This window comes from Legionella norrlandica (assembly GCF_000770585.1).
Classification (GTDB): Bacteria; Pseudomonadota; Gammaproteobacteria; order Legionellales; family Legionellaceae; genus Legionella; species Legionella norrlandica.
The window spans coordinates 1-427 of record NZ_JNCF01000134.1 but is presented as its reverse complement, the minus strand read 5'-3'; the positions used below and the strand labels follow the sequence as shown (position 1 = coordinate 427).

Sequence of the window (427 nt, the reverse complement as noted above, 5' to 3'; positions counted from 1 at the left end):
CCGAAATAATTTTGGTTTTAATATTACTTTTTAGATACAACACTAGTTCTGTTTTTAAGTTTTAAATGAAAATGATAATCATTATCAATTTAAAACTTAAAAAAATGGAACTGGTTTTATTCAAAATAATATACATTTCGAAGGAAAAAATTTATGGTTATTTATGAAGTAAGCTTAACAATTGATGCTGATGTCTATTCCCAATTTCGATTATGGTTAAGTAAGCATGTTAGAGAAATAATAGAATTTCCCGGATTTATACAAGCATGTATTTTTGAGGCAAGAAAAAATCGGAAGACCCTGAACAGGAAAAATTGACCGTTCAGTATCAACTAAACAGCAGAAATGATTTAGAGAAATATTTCTCTGAATTAGCACCTCGGATGCGTGAAGAGGGAAGTTAATATGTTTCCAAATCAATTTTCTG

Annotated in this window: 2 protein-coding genes; both read left to right on the top strand. The window is 28.6% G+C overall.

Annotated elements, in window-relative coordinates:
• The first annotated feature begins 153 nt into the window (after positions 1-153).
• Positions 154-318, top strand: a complete 165-nt coding sequence (locus OK13_RS14350; RefSeq protein ID WP_241480585.1) for a DUF4286 family protein — start codon at positions 154-156, stop codon at positions 316-318.
• Positions 315-404 (top strand): hypothetical protein, encoded by a 90-nt coding sequence (locus tag OK13_RS16250; protein WP_420911433.1) that lies wholly within the window; start codon positions 315-317, stop codon positions 402-404. The genes OK13_RS14350 and OK13_RS16250 overlap by 4 nt, the downstream gene beginning before the upstream one ends.
• Positions 405-427: the final 23 nt, after the last annotated feature.

What these genes read in the sequence shown, in the direction of transcription:
- OK13_RS14350 (WP_241480585.1), top strand. Translation starts at nt 154, where the DNA reads ATGGTTATTTATGAAGTAAGCTTAACAATTGATGCTGATGTCTATTCC.